The 21493-nt window shown below is 70.3% G+C and carries 21 protein-coding genes; 10 read left to right on the forward strand and 11 right to left on the reverse strand.

Annotation, left to right across the window (positions count from 1 at the left end):
- Positions 1 to 81: 81 nt before the first annotated feature.
- From AB8A24_RS25375 to AB8A24_RS25385, 3 genes are all read right to left on the reverse strand, one after another.
- Complete coding sequence (locus AB8A24_RS25375; protein ID WP_030711622.1) at positions 82 to 276, reverse strand: YbdD/YjiX family protein; 195 nt, start codon at positions 274 to 276, stop codon at positions 82 to 84.
- Positions 276 to 2495, reverse strand: a complete 2220-nt coding sequence (locus AB8A24_RS25380) for a carbon starvation CstA family protein (protein ID WP_369477740.1) — start codon at positions 2493 to 2495, stop codon at positions 276 to 278. The genes AB8A24_RS25375 and AB8A24_RS25380 overlap by 1 nt, the downstream gene beginning before the upstream one ends.
- Positions 2496 to 2647: 152 nt before the next feature.
- Positions 2648 to 3412, reverse strand: a complete 765-nt coding sequence (locus tag AB8A24_RS25385; RefSeq protein ID WP_033218639.1) for a GntR family transcriptional regulator — start codon at positions 3410 to 3412, stop codon at positions 2648 to 2650.
- A gap of 289 nt (positions 3413 to 3701) precedes the next feature.
- On the opposite strand from AB8A24_RS25385, the gene AB8A24_RS25390 reads away from it, so the two are divergent.
- From AB8A24_RS25390 to AB8A24_RS25405, 4 genes are all read left to right on the forward strand, one after another.
- Complete coding sequence (locus AB8A24_RS25390; RefSeq protein ID WP_328961749.1) at positions 3702 to 4985, forward strand: extracellular solute-binding protein; 1284 nt, start codon at positions 3702 to 3704, stop codon at positions 4983 to 4985.
- A 126-nt stretch (positions 4986 to 5111) separates the two neighbouring features.
- Positions 5112 to 6131: a carbohydrate ABC transporter permease gene (locus AB8A24_RS25395; RefSeq protein ID WP_369477741.1), complete on the forward strand. Its 1020-nt coding sequence runs from the start codon at positions 5112 to 5114 to the stop codon at positions 6129 to 6131.
- The gene (locus tag AB8A24_RS25400) at positions 6128 to 7006 is read left to right on the forward strand and encodes a carbohydrate ABC transporter permease (protein ID WP_078850988.1); all 879 of its coding nucleotides are present in this window, start codon (positions 6128 to 6130) and stop codon (positions 7004 to 7006) included. The genes AB8A24_RS25395 and AB8A24_RS25400 overlap by 4 nt, the downstream gene beginning before the upstream one ends.
- An 8-nt stretch (positions 7007 to 7014) precedes the next feature.
- The gene (locus tag AB8A24_RS25405; RefSeq protein ID WP_369477742.1) at positions 7015 to 8496 is read left to right on the forward strand and encodes a glycoside hydrolase family 3 protein; all 1482 of its coding nucleotides are present in this window, start codon (positions 7015 to 7017) and stop codon (positions 8494 to 8496) included.
- Positions 8497 to 8697: 201 nt separating this feature from the next.
- On the opposite strand, the gene nagB is transcribed toward AB8A24_RS25405, so the two are convergent.
- A complete protein-coding gene (gene nagB / locus AB8A24_RS25410) occupies positions 8698 to 9483 on the reverse strand; it encodes a glucosamine-6-phosphate deaminase (RefSeq protein WP_328961746.1) in 786 nt (261 codons plus the stop codon).
- Between the two features lie 227 nt (positions 9484 to 9710).
- On the opposite strand from nagB, the gene AB8A24_RS25415 reads away from it, so the two are divergent.
- Positions 9711 to 10577, forward strand: a complete 867-nt coding sequence (locus AB8A24_RS25415) for a leishmanolysin-related zinc metalloendopeptidase (protein WP_328961745.1) — start codon at positions 9711 to 9713, stop codon at positions 10575 to 10577.
- A gap of 182 nt (positions 10578 to 10759) precedes the next feature.
- On the opposite strand, the gene AB8A24_RS25420 is transcribed toward AB8A24_RS25415, so the two are convergent.
- Entirely contained in the window at positions 10760 to 11521 is a 762-nt protein-coding gene (locus AB8A24_RS25420; protein ID WP_266380136.1) for an SDR family oxidoreductase, read from the reverse strand.
- 84 nt (positions 11522 to 11605) lie between these two features.
- On the opposite strand from AB8A24_RS25420, the gene AB8A24_RS25425 reads away from it, so the two are divergent.
- The gene (locus AB8A24_RS25425; protein ID WP_328961744.1) at positions 11606 to 12202 is read left to right on the forward strand and encodes a TetR/AcrR family transcriptional regulator; all 597 of its coding nucleotides are present in this window, start codon (positions 11606 to 11608) and stop codon (positions 12200 to 12202) included.
- Between the two features lie 393 nt (positions 12203 to 12595).
- On the forward strand, positions 12596 to 14065 hold the full coding sequence (locus AB8A24_RS25430; protein ID WP_030711599.1) for a sensor histidine kinase: 1470 nt from the start codon (positions 12596 to 12598) through the stop codon (positions 14063 to 14065).
- A gap of 222 nt (positions 14066 to 14287) precedes the next feature.
- Here AB8A24_RS25430 and AB8A24_RS25435 read toward each other — a convergent pair whose 3' ends face one another.
- Entirely contained in the window at positions 14288 to 14545 is a 258-nt protein-coding gene (locus tag AB8A24_RS25435; RefSeq protein WP_003953983.1) for a WhiB family transcriptional regulator, read from the reverse strand.
- Positions 14546 to 14869: 324 nt separating this feature from the next.
- Positions 14870 to 15835 carry a diacylglycerol kinase family protein gene (locus AB8A24_RS25440; protein WP_328961742.1) on the reverse strand — a complete coding sequence of 322 codons (966 nt, stop codon included), beginning with the start codon at positions 15833 to 15835 and terminating at the stop codon, positions 14870 to 14872.
- Between the two features lie 150 nt (positions 15836 to 15985).
- On the opposite strand from AB8A24_RS25440, the gene AB8A24_RS25445 reads away from it, so the two are divergent.
- Positions 15986 to 16378 carry a hypothetical protein gene (locus AB8A24_RS25445; protein ID WP_328965857.1) on the forward strand — a complete coding sequence of 131 codons (393 nt, stop codon included), beginning with the start codon at positions 15986 to 15988 and terminating at the stop codon, positions 16376 to 16378.
- A 28-nt stretch (positions 16379 to 16406) separates the two neighbouring features.
- Here the strand turns inward: AB8A24_RS25445 and AB8A24_RS25450 are convergent, their stop codons facing one another.
- The 3 genes from AB8A24_RS25450 to AB8A24_RS25460 all read right to left on the reverse strand — a co-directional run bounded on the left by AB8A24_RS25450 (position 16407) and on the right by AB8A24_RS25460 (position 18323).
- On the reverse strand, positions 16407 to 17426 hold the full coding sequence (locus tag AB8A24_RS25450; RefSeq protein WP_234318436.1) for an RNA polymerase sigma factor SigF: 1020 nt from the start codon (positions 17424 to 17426) through the stop codon (positions 16407 to 16409).
- A gap of 17 nt (positions 17427 to 17443) precedes the next feature.
- The gene (locus tag AB8A24_RS25455; protein WP_030012703.1) at positions 17444 to 17857 is read right to left on the reverse strand and encodes an anti-sigma regulatory factor; all 414 of its coding nucleotides are present in this window, start codon (positions 17855 to 17857) and stop codon (positions 17444 to 17446) included.
- Positions 17858 to 18062: 205 nt separating this feature from the next.
- Positions 18063 to 18323, reverse strand: a complete 261-nt coding sequence (locus AB8A24_RS25460; protein WP_328961741.1) for a UBP-type zinc finger domain-containing protein — start codon at positions 18321 to 18323, stop codon at positions 18063 to 18065.
- 212 nt (positions 18324 to 18535) lie between these two features.
- Here AB8A24_RS25460 and AB8A24_RS25465 point away from each other — a divergent pair, with 212 nt between their 5' ends.
- Positions 18536 to 20116: a Na+/H+ antiporter gene (locus AB8A24_RS25465; protein ID WP_369477743.1), complete on the forward strand. Its 1581-nt coding sequence runs from the start codon at positions 18536 to 18538 to the stop codon at positions 20114 to 20116.
- 16 nt (positions 20117 to 20132) lie between these two features.
- On the opposite strand, the gene AB8A24_RS25470 is transcribed toward AB8A24_RS25465, so the two are convergent.
- The gene (locus tag AB8A24_RS25470) at positions 20133 to 21041 is read right to left on the reverse strand and encodes a 1-aminocyclopropane-1-carboxylate deaminase/D-cysteine desulfhydrase (RefSeq protein ID WP_369477744.1); all 909 of its coding nucleotides are present in this window, start codon (positions 21039 to 21041) and stop codon (positions 20133 to 20135) included.
- A gap of 219 nt (positions 21042 to 21260) precedes the next feature.
- On the opposite strand from AB8A24_RS25470, the gene AB8A24_RS25475 reads away from it, so the two are divergent.
- Positions 21261 to 21455: a superinfection immunity protein gene (locus tag AB8A24_RS25475; RefSeq protein WP_328961739.1), complete on the forward strand. Its 195-nt coding sequence runs from the start codon at positions 21261 to 21263 to the stop codon at positions 21453 to 21455.
- Positions 21456 to 21493: the final 38 nt, after the last annotated feature.

Consider the following 21493-nt stretch of genomic DNA (forward strand, 5'->3'; position numbering starts at 1 on the left):
GGACGGGCGGCGACGGGCGGGCGCCGAACGTACGAAGGCCCCGCCGCGGGGAGCGGCGGGGCCTTCGGCGTGCGGGGTGGTTCAGCAGCAGCGGAAGCCCTCGCGGGGGTCCGCCTCGCGGGCGTCCGTACGGGCGCGTTCGAAGGCGCGGCGGGTCAGGACCTCCGCGTCCGGGTCGTGGGAGCGGGTGTGGGCCACGTACCGGTCGTACGCGGCCTCCCCCGAGAACTCCCGTACGTAGAAGCGCGCCTTCGCCAGCGCGCTGCGCACGCTCATCAGGCCACCGGCTCCGTGACGTGTCCGCCGCCCGCCTCCGGACCCGCCGCGGCGAGCTCCGCCCGCTCCTCGGCGGTCGCGATCAGCCCGGCCGGGGCGACGATCTTCGACTCCGTCCACGGGGTCTCGGAGAGGGTCGCCGACCCCGGGTCGCGGACGGCCTTGAGGCAGGTCCGGGCCGCGTCCGCGAGGACCACGATGATCAGGAGGGCGAAGAGGGCGCACAGGACGCCGTCGACCGTGGCGTTGGTGACCACGGTGTGCATGTCGTCCATGTTCTTGGCGGGCGCCAGGACCTTGTCGGCGTCGATTCCGGCCTGGTACTTGTCGCGCTGGGCGAAGAACCCGACCTTCACGTCCTCGGAGAAGATCTTCTGGTAGCTCGCGGTGAGCGTCACCGTGGCGTCCCAGACCAGCGGAACGCCCGTCACCCAGGCCCACCGGAGCCGGCCGGACTTGATCAGCAGCGTGGTGCAGACGGCCAGCGCGACCGCGGCGAGGAGCTGGTTGGCGATGCCGAAGAGCGGGAAGAGCTGGTTGATGCCGCCGAGCGGGTCCTTGATGCCGACCCACAGGAAGTAGCCCCAGCCGGCGACGACGATCGCGCTCGCGAACCACACGCCGGGCTTCCAGCTGACGTCCTTGAAGGACTTGTGCACGTTGCCGAGGGTGTCCTGGAGCATGAACCGGCCCACGCGGGTGCCCGCGTCGAGCGTCGTCAGGATGAAGAGCGCCTCGAACATGATGGCGAAGTGATACCAGAACGCCTTCATGCCGGCGCCGCCGACCACGGCGGAGAAGATTTCCGACATTCCGAGTGCGAAGGTCGGCGCACCGCCCGTGCGCGAGAGCAGGCTGGCTTCCTCGACGTCCTTGGCGGCCTGGGCGAGCGCCTCGGGGGAGATGGCGAAACCGAAGTTGGTCACGGCCTGGGAGGCGGACTCGACCGTGGTGCCGATGACCCCGCCGGGGGAGTTGACGGCGAAGAAGAGGCCGGGCTCGATGATGCAGGCCGCGATGATCGCCATGACGGCGACGAAGGACTCGGTCAGCATGGCGCCGTAGCCGATCATGCGGACCTGGGTCTCCTTCTGGATCATCTTCGGGGTGGTTCCCGAGGAGACCAGGGCGTGGAAGCCGGAGAGCGCGCCACAGGCGATGGTGATGAAGACGAAGGGGAACATCGACCCGGCGAAGACCGGTCCGTCGCCGCGGGCCGCGAAGTCGGTGATCGAGGGCATCTTCAGGGTGGGCATCGCGATGACCACGCCGATGGCGAGGAGCGCGATCGTGCCGACCTTCATGAAGGTGGAGAGGTAGTCGCGGGGTGCGAGCAGCATCCACACCGGCAGCACCGATGCCAGGAAGCCGTACACCACCATCCAGATGACCAGCGTCTCCTTCTCCAGGGTGAAGGTGTCCGCGAAGGAGGACTCGGCGACCCAGCCGCCCGCGACGATGGCGAGCAGCAGCAGCGCGACGCCGATGACGGAGACCTCGGTGACCCGGCCCGGTCGCAGGACGCGCAGGTAGAAGCCCATGAAGACGGCGATCGGGATGGTCATGCCGATGGAGAAGACGCCCCAGGGCGAGTGCGCCAGGGCGTTGACGATGACGAGGGCCAGGACCGCCAGCAGGATGATCATGATGGCGAACACGGCGATCAGGGCGGCGGCCCCGCCGACGGGGCCGATCTCGTCCCGGGCCATCTGGCCGAGCGAACGCCCGTCGCGGCGGGTGGAGAAGAACAGCGTGACCATGTCCTGGACGGCCCCGGCGAAGATGACGCCGGCGACGATCCAGATGGTGCCCGGCAGATAGCCCATCTGCGCGGCGAGTACGGGTCCGACGAGCGGGCCGGCGCCGGCGACGGCCGCGAAGTGGTGACCGAAGAGCACCCGGCGGTCGGTGGGGTGGAAGTCGACACCGTTGTCAAGGCGTTCGGCGGGGGTGGCCCGGCTGGCGTCCACCTTCAGTACGCGGTCCGCGATGAAGCGCGCGTAGAAGCGGTAGGCGATCGCGTACGAGCCCAGCGCGGCGGCGAGCAGCCAGGCGGCGGAGATCTCCTCGCCGCGCGAGAGCGCGAGCACGCCCCAGCCGATGGCGCCGACGAGTCCGACGAGCACCCACGCGGCGATGGACCGGGGAGAAGGCGAGCCCGATGTACTGCCCGGACTCGCCGCGTCCCGTTCTGTCCCTGTTGCTTCCGGTTCAGGCATGACCTCGTCCCCTCGTCGATCATCTGCGTAAGCGCAGGGAATCTACGGGGGATTGCCCGCTGGGCGTAAGACCCCGTCCGTATTCCGGTATGTGAAGGAATCGGGGACACGGGGTCCGACGGGCCAGGTCGGGCGGGGCGGGACGGGCGAGGTCAGACGGCGGGGCGCTTGAGCCTGGCGACGAACTTGTACCGGTCGCCGCGGTACACCGACCGCACCCACTCCACCGGTTCGCCGTCGGCGTCCAGGGAGTGCCGGGAGAGCATCAGCATCGGCAGCCCGACGTCGGTGCCGAGCAGGCCGGCCTCGCGCGGGGTGGCCAGCGAGGTCTCGATGGTCTCCTCGGCCTCGGCCAGGTGCACGTCGTAGACCTCGGCGAGTGCCGTGTAGAGGGAGGTGTACTTGGCGAGCGAACGGCGCAGCGCGGGGAAGCGCTTGGCCGACAGGTGCGTGGTCTCGATGGCCATCGGCTCACCGCTGGCCAGGCGCAACCGCTCGATGCGCAGCACCCGTCCGCCGGTGGTGATCTTGAGCAGTCCGGCGAGGGTGTCGTCGGCCGTCACGTAGCCGATGTCGAGGAGCTGGGACGTCGGTTCCAGTCCCTGGGCCCGCATGTCCTCCGTGTACGAGGTCAGTTGCAGCGCCTGGGAGACCTTGGGCTTGGCGACGAAGGTGCCTTTGCCCTGGATTCGCTCCAGTCGCCCTTCTACGACCAGTTCCTGGAGGGCCTGCCGGACGGTGGTCCGCGAGGTGTCGAATTCGGCCGCGAGCGTGCGCTCCGGCGGCACCGGGGTGCCGGGCGGCAGCGTCTCGGTCATGTCGAGCAAGTGCCGCTTGAGTCGGTAGTACTTGGGAACACGTGCCGTGCGGGTGACTGCCCCGCCGTCCGGCTCCGTGGTCGCCCCTTCGGTGGCCATCGCCGCCCGCCTTCCCGACTCCAGTTTCGCTGCCGTCACCGGCTCCTCCGATATGTGCGGTCACATCGTGACACGAGTGGGGGGACAGGCCTTCTCTCTCCCCAGGTGTCGGTCCGATAACGGACCGGGCACCCGCTCATTAGACCCTTGACACCCCTAAAGGTCTAGGCCAAGCTCCAGCTACTGGTCTAAACCAATATGGATCAGATCCCGGCCCCACGGCAGTACTTCGCGTATGTCACCGCGGCGGGCGAGGGAAGTGCAGGCAGGCATCCCTGAGGAGGGTGGCGTGAAGCGCAAGCTCATCGCGGCGGTCAGTGTCGCGGGCATGATGGTCGGAGTCGCGGCGTGCGGCAACGGCAGCGACGACAAGGCGAAGACCGACGCGGGTGGCGCCAAGGAGATCACCGTCTGGGTGATGGACGGCTCCGCTCCCAAGGCCTGGATCGACGAGGTCAACAAGGAGTTCTCGGCCAAGCACCCCGGTGTCACGGTCAAGGTCGAAGAGCAGAAGTGGACCGGCATCCAGGAGAAGGTCACCACGGCCCTCTCCGAGAACAACCCGCCGGACGTCCTCGAGCTCGGCAACACGCAGACCGCCGGCTACGCGGTCACCGGCGGTCTCGCCGACCTGACCAAGGACAAGGCCGCTCTCGGCGCCGACGCCTGGCAGAAGAGCATGCTCGCCTCGGCCGAGATCGACGGCAAGCTCTACTCCGCTCCGTGGTACGCCGCCAACCGCGTCGTCGTCTACGACAAGAAGGCGTACGAGAAGGCCGGCGTGACCCCGCCGAAGACCCGCGACGAGTGGATCGCCGGTCTGGAGAAGCTGAAGGCGGCCGACCCGGCCTCGCAGCCGATCTACCTGCCCGGCCAGAGCTGGTACGTCCTCGCCGGCTTCGTCTGGGACGAGGGCGGCGACCTCGCCGTCAAGGACGGCGCCAAGTGGAAGGGTGGCCTCGCCACCCCCCAGGCCGCTTCCGCGATGGACTTCTACAAGAAGCTCCAGTCCTTCTCCACCGCCCCCAAGGACAAGGACGAGGCGACCCCGCAGCAGTCCACCGACATCGTTCCCAAGGGTGGCGTCGCCTCCTGGATCGGTCTCGGCTGGGAGGCCACCGGTGCCGAGAAGGCGCTGAAGGAGGCGGGCAAGGAGGCCGACTTCGGCTACTTCCCGATCCCGGGCAAGACCGCGGACAAGACCGGCACCGTCTTCCTCGGCGGCTCGAACCTCGCGATCGCCGAGCGCTCCAAGAACAAGGAGCTCGCCAAGGAGTGGCTGGCCCTCGCCGCAGGCAAGGACCAGATGACCAAGTACGCCGCCGAGACCAAGGGCGCCCTGCTGCCGAACCAGGTCGGCGCGAACTTCACCCCGGCCGCCGGCTCCTTCGCCGAGGCCATGGGCAAGGCCGGCCTCAACGGCAAGATCACCCCGGTCACCGCGGGCTGGGCGAACGTCGAGACCGAGCCGAACCCCGTCAAGGAGTTCATGACCAAGGTCCTGAACGGTGAGGACGCCGCCAAGGCGGGTGCGGACGCGGACAAGGAAATCGCGAACCGCATCAACAAGTAGCCCCACCCCGCAGTTCCCGCACCACCCAGCAGTGTGATCGCACCGGGGGCACGGCAGGCGCCATGCCGCATGCCGTGTCCCCGGTCGGGCATTTGACTCCACAGTCAACCGCGAGGAAGCCACGCCATGACCGTGCACTCCCAGGGAGCGATGACCGCCGCTCCACAGGACGCACCACGCAAGCCCGCCGGACGGCCCGAGGAGACCGCGTCCCCGACCGGTCCCGGTCCCACGTCTCCTCGCGGGGGCAGAAAGTCGCTCCCCTCGGGGTGGCTGCCCTACCTGCTGGTCGCGCCGGCGGTGCTCGCCCTCGCGACACTGCTGCTGTACCCGCTGATCAAGAACGTGATCCTGTCCTTCCAGGACATCAACAAGATCGAGTTCATCCAGCGGAAGTACCCCTTCGCCGGGTTCTCCAACTACACCCAGCTGATCGGTGACGCGGACTTCTGGACCGTGGTCGCCCGCAGCTTCGCCTTCACCGCGGCCAACGTCGCACTGATCATGGTGCTCGGCAGCCTCATCGGCATCCTGCTGAACCGGCTCGGCAAGAAGATGCGGCTGGTCCTGTCGATGGCGCTGGTGATGGCCTGGGCCATGCCGATCGTCGCCTCCGTGCAGGTCTTCAAGTGGCTGTTCGACGAGCAGTTCGGCGTCATGAACTGGGTGATGCGCAGCGCCGGCTTCGCCGGATACGAACAGCACAACTGGATGCAGACGGGCCTGTCGACCCTGACGATCGTCACCGTCCTGGTGGTCTGGGGCTCCATCCCCTTCGTCGCCCTCAACATGTACGCCGGACTGACCACGGTCGGCGCCGAGCTGTACGAGGCCGCCCGGATGGACGGCGCCAACGGCTGGCAGACCTTCTGGAAGATCGTCTTCCCGAACCTCCGGCCGTTCTTCCTCATCACCACGTTCCTCGAAGTGATCTGGGTGTTCAAGGCCTTCACCCAGGTCTACGCGATGAACAGGGGCGGCCCCGACCGCGCCTCCGAGATCCTCCCGGTCTTCGCCTACGTCGAGGGCCAGAGCCAGGCCCACTACGGCCTCGCCGCCGCGATCTCCGTCCTGACGATCCTGATCCTCGTGGTCGTCATGTCCTTCTACTTCCGCCTGATCCTGAAGCAGGAGGAGGAGCAGTGAGCAGCACCACCACCACCGCGCCGAAGCCCGCGCAGCAGCTCCGCAAGCGCCGGCCGGTCCGCCCCGCCGCCGTGGTCAAGAACCTCGGCGCGCTCCTCCTCGCCCTGGTCTTCGTCTTCCCCGTGTACTGGATGTTCTCCTCGGCCCTCAAGCCGTCGAGCCAGATGCTCACGAAGGACCCGGTCTTCGTCTTCACCCCGACGCTCGACAACTTCACCAAGGCCACCGGGGTCTCCAACTTCTGGACGTACGTCACCAACAGCGTCCTGGTCACCGTCGGCGCCGTCGCGCTGGCCCTGCTCGTCGCCCTCGCCGCGAGCTTCGCCATCGCCCGGATGAGGTTCAAGGGCCGCAAGGGCCTCGTCCTCACCGTGATGATGGCCCAGATGGCCCCCTGGGAGGTCATGGTCATCGCGATGTACATGATCGCCCGCGACGGCGAGATGCTGAACAGCCTCCCGCTGCTCACCGCGATCTACTTCGTGATGATCCTCCCCTTCACCATCTGGACCCTGCGCGGCTTCATCGCCGCCGTCCCGGTGACCCTGGAGGAGGCGGCCCAGATCGACGGCTGCACCCGCGGCCAGGCCTTCCGCAAGGTGATCTTCCCGCTGCTGGCCCCCGGCCTGATGTCCACCTCGCTCTTCGGCTTCATCACGGCCTGGAACGAGTTCGCCATGGTCCTGATCCTGAACAAGGACAAGAGCGCGCAGACCCTGCCGCTGTGGCTGACCGAGTTCATGTCGGCCTTCGGCAACGACTGGGGCGCCACGATGGCCGCGTCCTCGCTCTTCGCGGTCCCGGTCCTGCTCATCTTCATCTTCCTCCAGCGCAAGGCCGTCGGCGGGATGACCGCCGGCGCCGTGAAGGGATAACGGCCGCCATGACTGTCCTTGCGCACCGCACCGATACGGTCACCCGCGACGCCCTCGCCGTCCTCCAGCCCGGTTTCGAGGGCACCACCGCCCCCGACTGGCTGCTCCGGCGGGTCGGCGAAGGCCTCACCGCCGTCGGCCTGTTCGGCCGCAACATCACCTCGCCCGAGCAGCTCGCCGCGCTGACCGCGCAGCTACGTACCGAGCGCGACGACGTCCTGGTCGCCATCGACGAGGAGGGCGGCGACGTCACCCGCCTGGAGGTCCGGGGCGGCTCCTCCTTCCCCGGCAACCTGGCCCTCGGCGCCGTCGACGACACGGACCTCACCCGGAGCGTCGCCCGCGAGCTCGGCCGCCGGCTCGCCGAGTGCGGGGTCAACCTCAACTGGGCCCCGTCCGCCGACGTCAACTCCAACCCGGACAACCCGGTGATCGGCGTACGGTCCTTCGGCGCCGACACCCACCTCGCCGCCCGGCACACCGCCGCCTACGTCCAGGGCCTCCAGGCCGCCGGCGTGGCCGCCTGCACCAAGCACTTCCCCGGACACGGCGACACCAACGTCGACTCCCACCACGCCCTGCCGCGCATCGACGTGGACCTGGACACCCTCCAGGCCCGCGAACTCGTCCCCTTCAAGGCGGCGATCGAGGCCGGCACCAAGGCCGTGATGAGCGCGCACATCCTGGTGCCCGCCCTCGACCCGACCCGCCCGGCCACCCTCAGCCCGCAGATCCTGACCGGTCTGCTGCGCGGGGAGCTCGGCTACGAGGGCCTCATCGTCACCGACGGCATGGAGATGCACGCCATCGCCGGGACGTACGGGATCGAGCGCGGCTCGGTCCTGGCGATCGCGGCCGGCGCCGACGCCATCTGCGTCGGCGGCGGACTCGCCGACGAAGCCACCGTCCTGCGGCTGCGCGACGCGCTGGTCGCGGCCGTCCGCGAGGGGGCGCTGCCCGAGGAGCGCCTCGCCGACGCCGCCGCCCGCGTCCGCGCGCTCGCCGCATGGACCCGCGGAGCCCGGCCGGACGCGCAGCCGGAGGGGAGCCGCGCGTCCGGCATCGGGCTGACGGCCGCCCGCCGCGCCGTGCTCGTCACCGGTTCGACGAAGCCGCTCACCGCGCCCTACGTCGCCACGCTCGCGCCCGTCGCGAACATCGCGGTGGGGGACGAGACCCCGTGGGGCGTGGCGGCGGAACTCGCCGAACTGCTCCCGGGCACCGAGGCGGGCGTCTTCCCCGAGGGCTCCGGCGCCGGGGACGTGCTGGCGGCCGCAGGGGACCGTACCGTCGTCGCGGTGGTCCGTGACGCGCACCGGCACCCCTGGATGACCGAGGCCCTCGACGCGCTGGTCGCGGCCCGGCCGGACACGGTCGTGGTCGAGATGGGCCTGCCGCGCGCCCGGCCGCGCGGGGCCCTGCACATCGCCACGCACGGCGCCTCGCGGGTCTGCGGCCGCGCCGCGGCGGAAGTCATCGCGGGGGTGTAGCGGCCCCCGTGGCGCCGCTGCTGGGGCTCCGCCCCAGACCCCGCGCCTCAAACGCCGGCGAGGCTGAAATTCAGCCCCGCCGGCGTTTGAGGCGCGGGTCCGGGCAGCGCCCGGAAGGCTCCGCGCAGCGGCTCCGCACCCGCACACGCCGAAGGGCCTGGCCCCCCAGGGGAGTCCAGGCCCTTCGGCGTGCCCGTGCGGCTACAGGCCCTGCCAGGCGGGCTTGTTGGCGTACGTGTGCCGGAAGTAGTCCGCCAGCTTCAGCTTCGAGGCGGCCGCCTCGTCCACGATCACCGTGGCGTGCCGGTGCAGTTGCAGCGCGGAGGCCGGGACCAGCGCGGACAGCGGGCCCTCGACGGTCTGCGCGACGGCCTCGGCCTTGCCCTCGCCGGTGGCCAGGAGGACCAGGTGGCGGGCGTCGAGGATGGTGCCGATGCCCTGGGTGATGACGTGGTGCGGCACCTGCCCCAGGTCGTTGTCGAAGAAGCGCGCGTTGTCCACGCGGGTCTGCTCCGTCAGCGTCTTGATCCGGGTGCGGGAAGCGAGGGAGGAGCAGGGCTCGTTGAAGCCGATGTGGCCGTCCGTGCCGATGCCCAGCAGCTGGAGGTCGACGCCGCCGGCCTCGGCCAGGGCGCGGTCGTAGGCCTCGCACGCGCCGACGATGTCCTCGGCCGCACCGTCGGGGCCCATGAAGGAGGCCTCGGACAGCCCCAGCGGCTCGACGACCTCGCGGAGCACGACCGCGCGGTAGGACTCGGGGTGCCCGGCCGGCAGGCCGACGTACTCGTCGAGCTGGCAGATCCGGGCCCGGGAGGCGTCGACCTGCCCGGCCCGGACCTTGGCGGCGAGGGCCTCGTAGATGGGCAGCGGGGTAGAGCCGGTCGCCACGCCGAGCAGGGCGTCGGGCTTGCGCCGCACCAGGGCGGCCATGGCCTCCGCGATGAGCTCGCCGCCTGCCTTGGCGTCCGGGACGATGACAACTTCCACGCGGGGCCTGCCGATCTGGAGTGGATGGGGTGGTATAGACCAATCTAGCAGAGGCCGCCGTCCAGGACAGGGTCTCGTCGTCATCCATGGTGATCCGGATCCGGACGCCCGGCCTCCCGTGAGGTCGGGAGAACCTTCAACCGTTTGGTTGCCCTGTCTACAACTCCATGAGTGATTAGGGTGGTTTTGGTAGGTAAATCATGATATGTGCGATTGGAGTGGTCGTCATGGGAAGGCACACCACCTACGCGTTCGAGACCTACAGGGCTGTCGCGGATGCCGGTCGCGCCGAGCTGCTCGCCGCGACCACGTCCCCGTTCCAGATCGAGGTGCGGTTCGTCGGCGGGCTGACGAGCGGCCAGCGGGACGTCTTCGCCCAGGCCGCCGAACGCTGGGCGAGGGTCATCGTCGGTGACCTGGAAACCGCGATCCTTCGCGACTTCACGGGCGACGTCGTCATCGACGACCTCTTGATCGATGCCGAAGGCGTCGTGATCGACGGCGTCTTCGGCACGCTCGGCGAGGCGGGGCCGATCCGCGTCCGGCGCGAGACGGCCACCGCCGGAGCGCGCCTCCCCGCCACGGGCATCATGCGGTTCGACAAGGCGGACCTCGGGCAGATGGAGGACGACGGCTCGCTGCTGGACGTCATCACGCACGAGATGGGCCATGTGCTGGGGATCGGGACGATCTGGGACACCTTCGGCCTGCTGAAGGACTTCCCCGGCTCCAACCCCACCTTCGTCGGCCCCGGCGCCATGAAGGAGTTCGGCACCCTCATCGGGGCCGGGCAACCCACTCCCGTACCGGTCGCGAACGTCGGCGGCGCGGGAAGCGCGGGTGGCCACTGGCGGGAACGGGTCTTCGGCAACGAGCTGATGTCGCCCACCATCGGCGGCCCCGGCAACCCCCTGAGCAGGCTGACCGTGGCGAGCCTCGGGGACCTCGGCTACCAGGTCGACCTCGATGCCGCGGAGCCCTACGCGCTCCCCGACCCCTTCGTCATCGCGATGGCCGGCGGCGGAGACTCCGCGCCCCCGAGGGGTGTCATGCTCCCGACCGTCCCCAGCAGCATCCCCGCCGACCGGCCCTGACCGGCCCTCGGGGGTGTCCGCAAAGTCGCGCCTGCCCCGCGACGCCTGGCACCGTACCTCGCCGCGTTGTCGGGGCGCCCGAGTACGTCCAGTACACGGACGCCCCTCCGCCTTGCGATGCACGGCACCGGACGCCGCGGGGCCCGCCCTTCGGGCGGCCGGCGCCACTTTGCGGACACCCCCTAGATCAGCGCCAGTTGCAGGCCGCCCGTCGCGTCCATGTGTTGACCCGTCACCCAGCGGGAGTCGGACGAGGCCAGGAAGGCCACCACATCGGCGACCTCCTGGGCCGTGCCCACCCGGTGGAAGACGGAGCGGGCGGCCAGGTGGGCCCGGGTCGCCTCGTCCGCGAGGAGGCCGGCGTTGAGGTCGGTCTCGGTGATGCCGGGACCGACCGAGTTCACGGTGATCCCGCGCGGAGCCAGTTCGGCGGCCAGCGACCGGGTCAGCGCGTTCGCCGCACCCTTGGCCATGACCGTGGCCAGGATGGCCGGCAGGGCGATCTCCGGGGTGCCGGTCACGTTCACGATCCGCCCCCCGTCACGCAGTCGCTCCAGCCCGTACTTGATCACGAAGAACGGCGCCTTGGCGTTGAGCGCGTGCGCCCGGTCGTACATCTCCTCGTCGGTGTCCCCGATCCCTGCGAAGGCCGCCGCCCCGGCGTTGTTCACCAGGATGTCCACCCCCTCGGTGTGGTCGGGATGGGCCGCGTACGCCGCCCAGAGGGCCTGCGCGTCGCCCGGGACGCCGAGCTCGGCGCCGATCGCGAAGGCCCGTCCGCCGGCCGCCCCGATCGCCGCCACCGTCTCCTTCGCCGCCGCCTCGTCGCGTCCGTAGTGCACCGCGACGAGCGCCCCGTCCCGCGCCAGCCGCTCGGCCACGGCCCGTCCGATGCCCCGGCTGCCGCCCGTGACCAGTGCCGTCTTCCCCTTGAGCACGCCCATGACGCGCCCCCCTCCAGTAATCGCTAGTGGTCGCTACAGAAAGGAACGTATCAGATTCCCTAGCGCCCGCTATAGAATGCGGGCATGGTGACCGGACAGCGCGGCAGGCCCCGTTCCTTCGACCGCGACGCCGCCCTCGACAAGGCGATGTTCGCCTTCTGGGAGCGCGGCTACGAGGCGACCTCCATCGCCGACCTGACCGCCTCGCTCGGCATCAGCGCGCCCAGCCTCTACGCGGCCTTCGGTGACAAGCGCAAGCTCTTCGACGAGGTCGTGGTGGTCTACGGCGGCCGGTACGCGGACTTCGCGAGCGTGGCGCTCGCCGAGGAGCCCACCGCCCGGGCGGCCGTCGCCCGCATCCTGCGCGAGGCCGCCGAGGTCTACACCGACCCGGCCCACCCGCGGGGCTGCATGGTGATCAGCGCCGCGATCAACACGACCTCGGACGAGGTGGCGCAGGCGCTGCGCGAGCGCCGCAACGCCAACCTGGTGATGTTCGAGAGCCGGATCCGGGCCGACATGGCCACGGGGGCGCTGCCGGCGGACACGGACGCGCGGGCGCTGGCCCGGTACGCCGGAGCGGTGCTGCAGGGGATGTCCCAGCAGTCGCGCGACGGCGCGAGTCGGGAAGAGCTGGAGGCGGTGGCGGAGCGGGCCCTGGTGGCCTGGCCCGCGGCCTGACCGGCCGGGGGGCCGCGCCCGGCGTCCGCTCGGCACGTGTGCGCAGGAGTTCCTCTGGGCCACGGTGCAGGACGGGACCCTCGACCCGCCCGGCACCGTAGCCCGGAGTACTTACGGCCGACAGGTGTGCGGTTCCCGACGGCCGGTGGAGGTGCCTGCGCGGTCAGGGCAGAGCGCGCGGCTTACCTCGATCCGTCCTCCTGTGCGGGGAGGGCGGAGGTTCTGAAATCAATTGTGGACTAGACCATTCTGTTCTGTCCATCCAATGACAGGGCCTGGAAACCCGTCACTTCCTCCAACAGTACGCGGCCCGCGCCCCGCTTGGATACTCCTGAGTACCGTCGTGGGGAAAGTCATGGCACGTACCCGGGGTACGCTCGCAAGGTGCCCTCCATGAACGACCTCGTACGCCAGCACACCGCTCTCGGTGAAACCGACCTGGAGTGGCTCCACCTGCTGGTCTCGGAGTGGCAGCTGCTCTCCGACCTGTCCTTCGCCGACCTCGTCCTGTGGGTGCCCACCCTCGACGGAACGCGGTACGTCTCGGTCGCCCAGATGCGCCCGAACACCGGTCCCACCTCGTACCAGGACGACATGGTCGGCCATCTGGTGCCGCGCGGCCGCCGCCCGCTGCTGGACGCCGCGCTCGACGAGGGCCGGATCGTGCGCGAGGGCGACCCCGAGTGGCGCGAGGAGGTGCCTGTCCGCGTCGAGTCGATCCCCGTCCGCCGCGAGGGCCGGGTACTGGGAGTGATCGCGCGCAATACCAATCTGCTCACTGTGCGTACACCGAGCCGGCTGGAGCTGACCTACCTCCAGTCCGCCTCCGACCTCGCCCAGATGATCGCGGCGGGCTCCTTCCCGTTCCCCGGCCAGCAGGTCGACATGGACGCCTCCCCGCGGGTGGGGGACGGCCTGATCCGCCTCGACGCCGACGGCGTGGTCACCTACGCCTCTCCGAACGCGCTCTCCGCCTACCACCGGCTCGGCCTCGCTTCCGACCTCGTCGGCCAGCACCTGGGCAACACCACGGCCGAACTCGCCCCGTCCCGCGGACCGGTGGACGAGGCCCTGGTCAAGCTCGCGAGCGGCTGGGCCCCCCGGGAGACCGAGGTCGACGGCAACGGCGGAGTCATCCAGCTCCGCGCCATCCCGCTCAAGCCGAAGGGTACCCGGATCGGCTCCCTGGTGCTGTGCCGCGACGTCACGGAACTGCGTCGTCGCGAACGTGAATTGATCACCAAGGACGCGACCATCCGGGAGATCCACCACCGGGTGAAGAACAACCTCCAGACCGTGGCCGCGCTCTTGCGGCTCCAGTCGCGCCGGATGGACTCACCGCAGGGCCGCGAGGCGCTGAACGAGGCCGTGCGCCGTGTCGGATCGATCGCGATCGTGCACGAGACGCTGTCTCAGAACCTCGACGAGCGGGTCGAGTTCGACGAGATCGCCGACCGCGTCATCGCGATGGTCTCGGAGATCTCCCCGGGCAAGGTCGACTGCCGACGCACCGGCAGGTTCGGGATCCTGGACGCGGAGGTCGCCACTCCGCTGTCGATGGTGCTCACGGAGATCCTGCAGAACGCCCTGGAGCACGCCTTCACCCAGGGGGAGCGGGGCACCGTGGAGGTGGCCGCGATCCGCACCGGAACCGGTCGTACCGACGGTCGGCTGCTGATCACCGTGCTCGACGACGGCAGCGGTCTGCCCGAGGGATTCGACCCCCAGCGGGCCGGCAATCTCGGGCTGCAGATCGTACGGACCCTCGTGGAGGGGGAGCTCGGCGGCACGTTCGACATGCTCCGGGCCGAGCCGCGCGGCACCAAGGTCGTCCTCGACATCCCGTCCAGCCCGCAGAAGTAGCGCGGAAGCAGCAGCGATGTCGTGACTCAGCGTGATGGTCCGGCCGTCACTCGGCCGGCACTGCCGTCACCGGCCGTCACCCGGCTTTCGGTCCGCCGACCGGAATCGGACCCCGAACAGCACTGAGCCCCGGACCGAATGATTCGGTCCGGGGCCCAAGAGCACGGTGCTGAGCGCTTGTTCGGTACTACGCGCTGCGCGTCGAGGCTCGAAAGTCGTTTGTCAGGCGCTGGCGTTGCGCGCCCGGTTGCGAGCGGCGCGGCGCTTCATGGCGCGGCGCTCGTCCTCGCTGAGACCGCCCCAGACGCCGGAGTCCTGACCGGACTCGAGCGCCCACTGCAGGCACTGCTCCATGACGGGGCAACGGCGGCAGACGGCCTTGGCTTCCTCGATCTGCAGCAGCGCAGGACCGGTGTTGCCGATGGGGAAGAAGAGTTCCGGGTCTTCCTCACGACAAACGGCGTTGTGACGCCAGTCCATGGCTGCTCCATCTCCTTGTATTGCGAACAGGTTGCTTGTGAATGTGAACGCTTTCACGAATCCCCCCGTGAGGGAAGCGCGACCGCCCGGTTTCACGCGGGTGATCAATCAGAGATTCGTGGAGGGGTTCTGGCGGTCTGTGTGGGTGCCGGGTGTTGCGGGCTGTCCCGATCGCCATGAAGAGATTCGCAAACCTCGGACGGGGATACAACCCCTTCCGGAAAGTTTTTTTTGATTCGTCGGTGTCTACTAGGTCACAGCCCTACATCGTGAGGGTGGACCGGCGCGTAAACGTTCGAGTGAAAGGCCTCCGGGCCCTTCTACTCACACAATCACACGCAGTGCACGGCGTACGCCTGTGAACCGAACGCTGGTCCGCAGCCCGAGGTGATCGCCGTCCATCTGGAAGGGGAGCGGAACCTTCGAATGCAAGGTGAAGTCGGTCAGATCGTGCAGAGACACCGCGTGCTTGCCGTGCGGACCCCGCTCAGGAGTGGAGGTCAGGAGCTGTGTCGCGTACCGCGCGACCGCCGGAGTTGACAAACGGTTCAGTGCCAATACGTCAAGCGCAGTATCGAACGAGGCTTCGGGGGAGGCGTAAAGGGGACGATTCCCCAGATACGTCCACGGTGACGTATTGCACACTATCGACAGCACCAGATCGGTCACCGGATCCGCGCCGGGGCGCTCCAGCGTGACCGTGCCGTGATGCCGGTTCGGCTCCTCCCAGAACTGACGCATCAGCTGTCGCACATACAGGGCGTGCGTCGAACGCTTGCCGCGCTCGCGCTGCTGCTCCACCCGACCCACCACACCCGCGTCGAAGCCGAAGCCGGCGCAGAAGGTGAACCAGCGGGCCGGGACCGACTCGTCCTCCGTACCCGGAGTGCCGGCCGCCAGGCCCAGGCCCACCGTCCGCTCGCGCTGCTCCCGCAGCGCGTCCAGCAGGGCGCCGGTCGCCTCGACCGCGTCGTTGGGCAGTCCCAGGGCGCGCGCGAACACATTCGTGGAGCCGCCGGGGACCACCGCCAGCCGCGGCAGCCGCTCGGGATCGGGCCCGTTGTGCAGGAGTCCGTTGACCACTTCGTTGACCGTGCCGTCGCCGCCGAGGGCGACGACGAGGTCGAGGCCCTCGTGCGCGGCCTTGCGTCCCAGGTCCCGGGCGTGCCCGCGGTACTCGGTGGTGACCGCCTCCAGCTTCATCTCGCTGGCCAGGGCATGGGTCAGGACGTCGCGCGTGCGCGCACTGGTGGTGGTCGCTGCTGGGTTGGCCACGAGAAGTGCACGCATGAGCGCCAGACTACCCACCCCTTCGGATGCCGACCGTACTGCCCGTCCCCTCCGGGGTCCGGGGCACGCCGCTACCCTGCTGGAGTGAGTAAGAAGCAGCCCGCGAACGCCCCCGCCCCCGCTCCCGCCGCCGACGTCCCGACCGCCGCGCTGCCCGGCCGGCTGACCGTGGCCGCCGCGCTCACCGCCTTGGAGGGCCTGGCACTGGCCGGCCTCGGGCTCTACATGCTGTTCGTGGGGATCGCCGGTGACCCCGACTCCCCGCAGCAGGCCGAGACGGGCGGGATCACCCTGCTCGCGCTCGCCGCGCTGCCGCTGATCGCGGCCCGGGGGCTGCGCCTGGGGCGCCGCTGGAGCCGCGGCCCGGCCCTGATCACCCAGCTGATGGCGCTGCCGGTGGCCTGGACCCTCTACAGCACCGGCGGTGCGATGATCGCCGCCGCCGTGGCGCTGGCCGTGGCCGCGGTGGCCGTCGTGGCGCTCCTGGTCAATCCGACGGCGACCGAGGCTCTCGGTATCGGGCCCGGGGAACAGGCCCGATAACCGGTCGTCCGGTTCTTCCCGCGCTCGCCTACTCCTCGACGAGGAGCTTGTCGCGGAGCTGGGCCAGGGTGCGGGCCAGCAGCCGGGAGACGTGCATCTGGGAGATGCCGACCTCCTGGGCGATCTGCGACTGGGTCATGTTGCCGAAGAAGCGAAGCAGCAGGATCCGCTTCTCCCGCGGCGGCAGACCCTCCAGCAGCGGCTTGAGGGACTCGCGGTACTCGACGCCCTCCAGGGCCTCGTCCTCCGCGCCCAGGGTGTCCGCGACCGCCGGCGACTCGTCGTCGGTGTCCGGGACGTCCAAGGAGAGCGTGCTGTAGGCATTGGCCGATTCCAGCCCCTCCAGCACCTCCTCCTCGGAGATCCCCAGCCGCTCGGCCAGTTCGTGCACCGTCGGGGAGCGGCCGTGCTGCTGGGACAGTTCGGCCGTGGCCGTCGTCAGCGAGAGCCGCAGCTCCTGCAGACGACGCGGTACCCGCACCGCCCAGCCCTTGTCACGGAAGTGGCGCTTGATCTCGCCGACCACCGTGGGCGTGGCGTATGTGGAGAACTCGACCCCGCGGTCCGGGTCGAACCGGTCCACCGATTTGATGAGGCCGATCGTCGCGACCTGGGTCAGGTCGTCGAGCGGCTCACCGCGGTTGCGGAAGCGCCGCGCCAGGTGTTCCACCAGGGGCAGGTGCATCCGTACCAGCCGATTGCGCAGCTCGGCCTTCTCCACCGATCCGTCGGGCAGCGCCCGTAGCTCGATGAACAGGGCCCGAGCGCCGCTGCGGTCGCGCGGATCCGGTAGCGCCGGGGTCGCGGCGAACACCGGCACCGGCACCACCACGGGGGCCGCGGCCTCGGCCTCGGCTCCCGTCGTGGTCGGCTGGGGTGGTTGTGGTTGTTCCTGCTGGTTCTCGCTCATAGGGCCCGCCCGTCGCTCCGCCGAGTCCAAAAAGCCGTCTTCCGCATCCGCGTCAGCCGGGTGCGGCCGGGCGTGCTGCTGCTCCGGGATGCCGCCGTCGACCTCGTGCCGTACCCGGGGCCGATCCCCGCCCCGCACCGGGATCTCCCCGCCGCTCACGCCGGGCCTGGTCCCGCGCCGCGCTGTTTGTAGAGGCTGATGCTCACCGTCCGGTTCTCCTCGACCGTGGCCTCGACCTTGCCGGCCAGCGCCGACAGGACCGTCCACGCGAACGTGTCACGCTCCGGTGCGCGCCCGTCGGTGGTCGGCGCCGAGACGGTCACCTCCAGCGAATCGTCGATCAGCCGGAACACGCAACTGAGGACGGAGCCCGGCACGGCCTGCTGGAGCAGGATCGCGCAGGCCTCGTCCACCGCGATGCGGAGGTCCTCGATCTCGTCGAGGGTGAAGTCCAAACGTGCCGCGAGACCGGCCGTGGCCGTCCGCAGCACCGACAGGTAGGCACCCGCAGCGGGCAGCCGGACTTCCACGAAGTCCTGAGTCCCGGGCTCGCCTGCGATCTGGGACACCCTCACCTCCAAGGTGGTACGAGCTCTGTTCGCCGGTGACGCTATCGCGATCCGGGCGATCGTGTCGCGGCACCCCTCTTGGTGCCCGCTTCGAGCACCCCGCCTGCGAGCCAGTGACTGATGGTAAGCCCATGGGTACGCACAGTGGCTAGGGGTCTGCGGGGCCCAAATCAGGGGAACCGGCGGAGGGTTGAACTACCCCGCTTCAGACGATCGAACCGTCGACAAAACACCAGCGCCAGGTCTCACCCGGTTCGAAGCTCCGCATCACCGGATGGCCGGTCTCCGCGTGGTGCGCGGTGGCGTGCCGGTGGGGCGAGGAATCACAGCAGGCCACGTGCCCGCAGCCCAGGCACATCCGCAGCTGCACGGGGTGGCTGCCGAGGGCCAGGCATTCGGGGCAGGTGTGGTCCGAGGGCACCGGTTCGGGACGCGGCAGTTCGGCAACATGGGTGCACTCGCTCATCGCATTCTCCTTGTACCGGAACCCCGGCCTTCAGTCTCGGGGCGAACCGCGCGCACGGGCCGCAGCCACGATGCGGCGGAGTGTCGTTGCGTCACGCTTTGACCGGAGCTTGATCTCGTACAGAATACGTTCCCGCCGTGCGAGTCCTGGGGATCTCCTCGGCCAAGCCCGCGCGTTCGGGGCGAGCGGCCGACGATTGAGGTGGATCTTCGATGGAGGTATTGCCGCTGGTGGCGCTGATCGCCGGTAGTGCGGCGGTCGCCGGGCTGGCGCGCCGGACCCCGGTGCCCGCGCCCCTGCTGCTGGTCGCCGCCGGTCTGCTGGCCGGGTACGTGCCGGGGGTGCCCGCGTACGCCCTCGACCCGCACATCGTGCTGCCGCTGCTGCTCCCGCCGCTGCTGTACACGGCCGCCGTGGACAGCTCGTACCTGGACCTGCGCGCGAACGCCCGGCCCATCGCGATGCTCTCGGTGGGCTACGTGCTCTTCGCGACGCTCGTCGTCGGGTACGCGGCGTACGCGCTGGTGCCGGGGCTCTCCGTGCCGGTGGCGCTGGTGCTGGGCGCGGTGATCGCCCCGCCGGACGCGGTCGCCGCCACCGCGATCGCCCGCAAGCTCAAGCTGCCGAACCGGATCACGACCATCCTGCAGGGTGAGTCCCTGGTCAACGACGCGACCGCGATTACCGCCTACAAGGTGGCGCTGGCCGCGGCCGTCGGGGTGAGCGCCGGCTGGGCGGGCGGGATCGCGGAGTTCCTGCTGGCCTCGGTGGGCGGCATCGGCGTCGGCCTGCTGCTGATGGTGCCGATCCACCATCTGCGCACGCGACTGAAGGAACCGCTGCTCCAGAACACCCTCTCGCTGCTGATCCCCTTCGTGGCGTACGCGGCCGCCGAGCGGGTGCACGCCTCCGGGGTGCTCGCGGTGGTCGTGGTCGCGCTCTACCTCGGGCACCGGAACTGGCAGGTCGACTTCGCCACCCGGCTCCAGGAGGAGGCGGTGTGGAAGGTGGTCGCCTTCGTGCTGGAGTCGGTGGTCTTCGCGCTGATCGGGCTCCAGCTACCGGTGGTCCTCAAGGGGCTCGGCGAGTACAACGGCCTGCACGCGGCCTGGTACGCGATCGCCGTGTTCCTCGCGGTGGTGGCGTCCCGGTTCCTGTGGGTCTTCCCGGCGACCTTCGTGCCCCGCTGGATGTCGCCGCGGATCCGGGACCGGGAGCCGGAGACCGACTGGAAGGCCCCGGTGATCGTGGGGTGGGCCGGGATGCGCGGCGTGGTCTCGCTGGCCATCGCCTTCTCCGTGCCGATGTCGGTGCCGCACCGGAATCTGATCCTGTTCCTGACCTTCACCACGGTCATCGGGACGCTGGTGGTGCAGGGGCTGACGCTGCCGCCGCTGATCCGGGCACTGAAGCTGCCACCGAAGGACGTGCAGGCGGAGACCCTGGCGGAGGCGCAGGCGCAGAGCGAGGCCTCGCGGGCGGCCGAGGAGCGGCTGGTCGAGCTGCTGGAGGAGCCGGAGAACAGCACGCTGCCGCCGCCGCTGGCGGACCGGCTGCGGACGGTCATGGAGCGCCGCCGCAACGCGGTGTGGGAGCGGCTGGGAGAGGTCAACCCGGAGACGGGGGAGTCGGCGGACGACATCTACCGGCGGCTCGCGCGGGAGATGATCGCGGCCGAGCGGGAGGTCTTCGTGACCCTGCGGGACCAGCGGCGGATCGACGACGAGATGCTGCGGGCGCTGCTGCGCCGGTTGGACCTGGAGGAGGCCGCGGCCTACCGCGAGGAGGGCTGAGCGCGGTCGGGCCCGGTCACGGACGGCCGGTGACGACGGCGGCGAGGGTCGTGCCGTGCGGGAAGGCGCCGGAGGCGGTGAGTTCGGCCAGGGCCCAGAGCAGCTTGGCCACGTAGATCCGCTCCACCGGGAGGTCGTGGCGGGAGCCGAAGTCGGCGGCGAAGGCCTCCAGCTCGGCCGGGACCCGGGCGTAGCCGCCGTGGTGGAAGTCCTCGGCCAGGGTCCAGTCGCCGGCCGGGCCCCCGAAGGCGGCCGCCTGGAGGGAACGTATCTCCGCGGCCAGGAAGCCGCCCGCCAGGACCGGAACCCCGAGCGCCCGCTGCCCGGGGGCCAGCCCGGCCGCGAGGCCCGCCAGCGTCCCTCCGGTACCGCAGGCCACCGCCACCACGTCGGCGACGCCGCGCAGTTCCCGACCGAGCTCGGCGCAGCCGCCCAGGGCGAGGGCGTTGCTGCCACCCTCGGGGACGACGTACGCGCCGCGCGCGCCGGCCGCGTCCACCAGCCGGGCGAGCTCCGGCGGCTCGGCCTTGCGGCGGTACTCCGACCGGGACACGAAGTGCAGTCGCATCCCGTCGGCGGCGCACCGGGCGAGGGAGTCGTTCAGGGGCCGTCCGGCGAGCTCGTCCCCGCGGACGATCCCGACCGTCGCCAGCCCGAGCAACCGCCCGGCGGCGGCGGTGGCCCGCAGGTGGTTCGAGTAGGCCCCGCCGAAGGTGACCAGCTGCTCGTGACCGCCCGCCACGGCGGCGCGAAGATTGGGCGCGAGCTTGCGCCACTTGTTGCCGGGCAGCTCCGGATGGACGAGGTCGTCCCGCTTCAGCAGGAGCCGTACGCCGTGCTCCGTGAACCGCTCGTCATGGACCTCCAGCAACGGCGACGGCGGTCGAGGCTGCAGGAGCACGTCAAGATTCGCGGGCGGCTTCACCCGTCCATTGTGATCCGCCCCTGCCCGTGCTGCCGCACGTCAGGGCCGGTCTGCGCGTCCGACAGTTCTCGCAGTGCCCCTCCGCGCCGTACCTCGGCCGACCACGTACCGGCTGTGGTGGGGCGCGGCCGGGCGGGGGAGGTGCCCGGGAGGTTCTTCACGTGCAGTGGGTCATCAGTGATGATGGATCGTCAAATCTGTTGAATGTAGGGGGAGTTCATGGGCGGCAGTGATGCGATTCCGTTCGGCGTGGTGGGGATTCTGGTCATCGTCCTGGCCTATTTCATTCCCACCGCTGTCGCGTTCGGGCGAGGGGTGCCCAACAGGGGTTCCGTTCTGGTGGTCAACCTGTTCCTGGGCTGGTCCGTCGTGGGGTGGGTGATCGCGCTGGCCATGGCCGCGCGCAGCAGGTAGCGGTGCTCCGTCGTCGTCCCCGGCGCGGTGCCGGGTAC

This window comes from Streptomyces sp. BF23-19 (genome assembly GCF_041106355.1).
GTDB classification, from domain to species: domain Bacteria; phylum Actinomycetota; class Actinomycetes; order Streptomycetales; family Streptomycetaceae; genus Streptomyces; species Streptomyces virginiae_A.